The organism is Agrobacterium sp. DE0009 (assembly GCF_007680755.1).
GTDB lineage: Bacteria > Pseudomonadota > Alphaproteobacteria > Rhizobiales > Rhizobiaceae > Agrobacterium > Agrobacterium tumefaciens_B.
The window spans coordinates 1-4,349 of the sequence record NZ_VEIU01000019.1; the positions used below are offsets into that span (position 1 = coordinate 1).

Genomic DNA, 4,349 nt, shown 5'->3' on the forward strand with positions numbered 1-4,349 from the left:
TTCCAGGCTTCGTCGACTTCGTCAAGACGCCGGTCGGCCTTGCCGCCTGAGCCTCGACAGGGTGTGCGATACGTCGCGTGCCCTTTGCCCCTTTTTCTGGAGAAAGCGGATGTCCATGAACCTTACAAAACTGCCGGTGTGGCATGAAGGCGAGACCTTTATCCAGGAAAAGCTCGGCGTAAAGGAACGCATGGCCTCAGTCGGTCAGCGTGTCGTTCGCGATTTCATGCCGGACCAGCACCGGGATTTTTATACGCAACTGCCGTTCATCGTCCTTGGCAGTGTCGACCGGGCCGGAGACGCTTGGGCCACGTTCGTGGAAGGTGAGCCGGGGTTCATGTCGTCACCTTCGCCCATCGTGCTCGACATTGCTTCCCACCGCGATCCGAGCGACCCGGCAAGCGAAGGATTGGCGGACGGCTTGCCAATCGGTCTCGTCGGCATCGAGATGCACACACGTCGTCGCAACCGCATGAATGGTTTTGTCTCGACGATCGACGGCGGCTTCCGCGTCGATGTCGACCAGAGCTTCGGAAACTGTCCGCGCTACATTCAGCTACGCGACTTCGCGTTCGAGCGTCAGCCGGGAGCACCGTTCCAGGGTGAGGTGGAGGAACTGGCTGTGCTCGATGATCAAGCACGCGCGATCATCCAAGAAGCCGATGCTTTTTTCGTTGCGTCTTATGTGGATCGCGAAGATCGACGTCAGGTGGATGTTTCCCATCGCGGCGGCAATGCTGGATTTGTCCGCATCGGCGAGGGTGGCGTCCTGACAATCCCCGACTTCGATGGAAACCTCTTCTTCGCAACGCTCGGCAACATCCTGCTAAACGGGAAAGCAGGACTTCTGTTCGTGGACTTCAACACGGGCGACATGTTGCAGATGACCGGGACAGCCGAAGTCATTTTCGATTCGCCCGAAATCGCCGCTTTCCGGGGCGCCGAGCGGCTCTGGACATTCAAGCCGACAAGCATCGTTCGCCGCCGCAACGCATTGGCTTTGAGATGGGTTTTCCAGAAGGACGGCTGGTCGCCGAGCTCCCTTATGACAGGGAGCTGGAGCCAAGCGGCCGACCGAATTCGTGCCGCGGAGCTTGCGACAAGCTGGCGGCCAATGACCGTTACTGCGATCGTCGATGAAAGCTCGACGATCAAGTCTTTCCATCTTCAGCCCGGCGATGGCGCGGGGCTGCTCCCACACAACGCCGGTCAGCATCTACCGATTCGGATAAAGGTGCCCGACCAAGAAAAGTCGGTCATGCGCACCTACACGCTTTCGGTCGCACCGTCCGACAGCATATACCGCATCAGTGTCAAGCGCGATGGTCGGGTATCTCAGTTCCTTCATGATCATATTGCCGTCGGCGATGTCATCGAGGCTCGCGCGCCGGCCGGCGACTTCACCATCGACGCTCACGCGACACGCCCCGCGGTTCTTCTTGCAGGCGGCGTCGGCATCACGCCGCTGCTCGCGATGCTCCGTCATGTTGTTTACGAAGGGCTCCGCAAGCAGCGCGTTCGCCCGGTAACATTGTTCTACGCGGCTCGCTCCAAGGCCGATCGACCGTTCGAGAAAGAGATCGCAGACCTTATCGGGGCAACGAAAGGGGTCGTGCGTTTGGTCAGGGTCCTCAGCGACACCACCGATGCTGAAGAGGGTAGGGACTTCGATGCCGCGGGACGGATCGATATGGCGATGCTGACGCGGTTTCTCCCGTTCAACGACTATGATTTCTATCTCTGCGGCCCTGCAAACTTCACGCAAGGGCTCTATGACGGGCTGCGGGCTCTCAACATTGCTGACGATCGTATCCAGGCTGAAGCCTTCGGTCCGTCGTCGCTGATCCGCACGGGTCAACCCCCACCAGCCGCCGTGTCTGCTGTGGCCCAGCCGTCGGAAAAACCGGTACCCGTCGTGTTCACGACTTCCCTGAAAGAAGCGCGGTGGACGCCTGGTGCCGGCACGCTCCTGGAACTTGCCGAAGCACGTGGCCTCGAACCCGATTTCAGTTGTCGGGAAGGAAATTGCGGGACCTGCCGGACGAAGCTCGTGAAGGGTGCGGTTGCTTACGTCAAGCAGCCCACCGCTAAGATCGACGCCGATGAAGTGCTCCTGTGCTGCGCTGTCCCGGCAGAGCAGGAAGGCGGCCTCCAGCTCGCTGTCTAAACGTTCGATTGCTGCGTCCAGCGTAACAGTCCCTTGTTCCCTTTCGATCTTCAGCAAGTTGCCCCACGGGGTCATATTCAATCTCAAGAGAGCAACGTCCCTCTCAACCGAAAAAGGAGAAACACGATGTCACGCATTCCTACCCCCGCCACTATCGACGAAGCTCCAGAAGCCTCCCGTCCAATCCTCGAGACCATCCAGAAGCAGATCGGATCCGTTCCGAACATCTTCCGGCTGGTTTCCAACAGCCCCGCCGCTTTGACGGGCTTGACGTCGCTCCAGAGCGCGCTCGGCAAGGGCAAGCTGCCGCCGGCAACGCGCGAACGCATCGCACTTGCGATGGCGGAAGCCAATGGCTGTGATTATTGCCTGTCGGCCCACACCTTCACCGGTACGAAGTTTGCCAAGCTCGACGAAAGCGAAATCGCTGCCAACCGCAATGGTACGTCGAACGACCCCAAGGCAGCTGCTGCAGTCGAATTTACCCGCGCACTCACCGCGGCTCGCGGAAGCGTGGCACCAGCCGAAATCGCCAAGGTTCGTGATGCCGGCTACAGCGATGCAGAGATCGTTGAGATCATCGCCCATGTGGCCCTCAACACCTTCACGAACTACGTCAACGAGGCGCTTGAAACCGAGATCGACTTTCCCCGCATCGACCGCGCTGCTGCCTGATATCAGGCTTGGAGGCGGTGCTAAACGTATCGCCTCCGCCCGACTGCCAACACCATCATGAGAGGAACTTGAATATGTCCCGGCCCCCACTTCCCCCATTCACCAGAGAAAGCGCCATCGAGAAGGTCCGTCTTGCAGAAGATGGCTGGAATAGTCGCGATGCCGCCAAGGTGGCGCTTGCCTACACGCTCGATACCCGGTGGCGCAACCGCGCCGAGTTCGCGAAGAACCGCGCTGAGGCCGAGGCTTTTCTGACCCGCAAGTGGAACAAGGAGCTCGACTATCGCCTGATCAAGGAACTGTGGGCCTTCACCGACAATCGCATTGCCGTCCGGTACGCTTATGAATATCGCGACGACAGCGGCCAATGGTTCCGCGCCTATGGTAATGAGAATTGGGAGTTCGCCAAGGATGGCCTGATGCGGGAGCGTCATGCAAGTATCAACGAGCATCCGATCGCTGAAGCCGATCGTAAGTTTCGTTGGCCGTTGGGTCGCCGGCCCGACGACCATCCCGGCCTGAGTGATTTCGGCTTTTAGAAAGCTGATCAAGGAGATGAAAAAATGGCCAGCTCGTCAATTGATCCGCGGGTAAGGCTTTCAATCGAACTGGCTCTCACGGGACCAAACGCGAGCAAGCCACTGCTTGAGAAGCAAGAAGAAGCCGGTCGTGCCCTTGGCATGACCGGCGCTGAGATGGACATCGCAAGACGGGGGTCGAGCTTCGACTTCAACACATCGATTGCCGTCAAGCTTGCCTTAAACGCCTGTCGCGAAACGCGCCAGCGCGCACTGCGCGCCGGCCTGTCTGAGGAAGCGTGTACGGAAATTGAACGCATCTCGCAGGCTGGCCCCTCTCCAATCGCATGATCCCAGTTAAAACCTCTTGAGGCTTCTGTTCCAACTACTTAAGGTATTGGAAATGCGAATGCTTTGGGGGAATAGATGGATCGCTGGCAAGCAATGAAAATCTTCGTAAAGGTCGCCGAAACTGAGAGTTTCGCAGACACCGCGCGCCAGATGTTCATGAGCGCTCCGGCTGTCACGCGGGCGGTTGCGTCGCTTGAAGACCTCATTGGAGCGCGCCTTCTGGTGCGAACTACCCGCTCGGTGAAGATGACCGAAGCTGGCGTTCGTTACTTTGAAGACTGCCGCCGGATCCTTGCCGATATTGCTGAAGCAGAAGCGGCGGCCGGCGGATCCTACGCGACGCCGACAGGGACTTTATCCATAACCGCATCAGCGTTATTTGGTCAGATGTACGTCCTTCCGCTCGTCACGGACTACCTCGACACCTATCCGACGATGAAAGCGAAGACGCTGTTCATAGATCGGCCGGTGAACATCGTCGAGGAAGGGATCGACGTCGCGGTGCGTATCGGCCATCTGCCCGACTCCAATCTTTCTGCCGTGAAAGTCGGAACGGTCCGTCGCGTCATGTGCGGTTCGCCCAAATACTTCGAGCGCTATGGCGTTCCGAAATCGCCAGCCGATCTCAAGGACCACCG

At 58.8% G+C, this 4,349-nt stretch carries 5 protein-coding genes; all 5 read left to right on the plus strand.

From position 1 onward, the window contains the following. Positions 1–109 precede the first annotated feature (109 nt). Entirely contained in the window at positions 110–2,167 is a 2,058-nt protein-coding gene (locus FS804_RS24535; protein WP_144579333.1) for a pyridoxamine 5'-phosphate oxidase family protein, read from the plus strand. A gap of 126 nt (positions 2,168–2,293) precedes the next feature. Further along, positions 2,294–2,842, plus strand: coding sequence for a carboxymuconolactone decarboxylase family protein (locus tag FS804_RS24540; protein ID WP_144579334.1), 549 nt, complete (start codon positions 2,294–2,296; stop codon positions 2,840–2,842). 74 nt (positions 2,843–2,916) lie between these two features. Then, positions 2,917–3,381 carry a DUF1348 family protein gene (locus FS804_RS24545; RefSeq protein WP_144579335.1) on the plus strand — a complete coding sequence of 155 codons (465 nt, stop codon included), beginning with the start codon at positions 2,917–2,919 and terminating at the stop codon, positions 3,379–3,381. Positions 3,382–3,405: 24 nt separating this feature from the next. Continuing rightward, complete coding sequence (locus FS804_RS24550) at positions 3,406–3,711, plus strand: hypothetical protein (protein ID WP_144579336.1); 306 nt, start codon at positions 3,406–3,408, stop codon at positions 3,709–3,711. A 75-nt stretch (positions 3,712–3,786) separates the two neighbouring features. Then, the coding region (locus tag FS804_RS24555; RefSeq protein WP_144579337.1) for a LysR family transcriptional regulator at positions 3,787–4,349 on the plus strand (563 nt) is incomplete at its 3' end.

Excerpts from the sequence above, each read along its gene's own strand:
- FS804_RS24540 (WP_144579334.1), top strand. The coding sequence starts at position 2,294 with ATGTCACGCATTCCTACCCCCGCCACTATCGACGAAGCTCCAGAAGCC.
- FS804_RS24550 (WP_144579336.1), top strand. The coding sequence starts at position 3,406 with ATGGCCAGCTCGTCAATTGATCCGCGGGTAAGGCTTTCAATCGAACTG.
- FS804_RS24535 (WP_144579333.1), top strand. The coding sequence starts at position 110 with ATGTCCATGAACCTTACAAAACTGCCGGTGTGGCATGAAGGCGAGACC.
- FS804_RS24545 (WP_144579335.1), top strand. The coding sequence starts at position 2,917 with ATGTCCCGGCCCCCACTTCCCCCATTCACCAGAGAAAGCGCCATCGAG.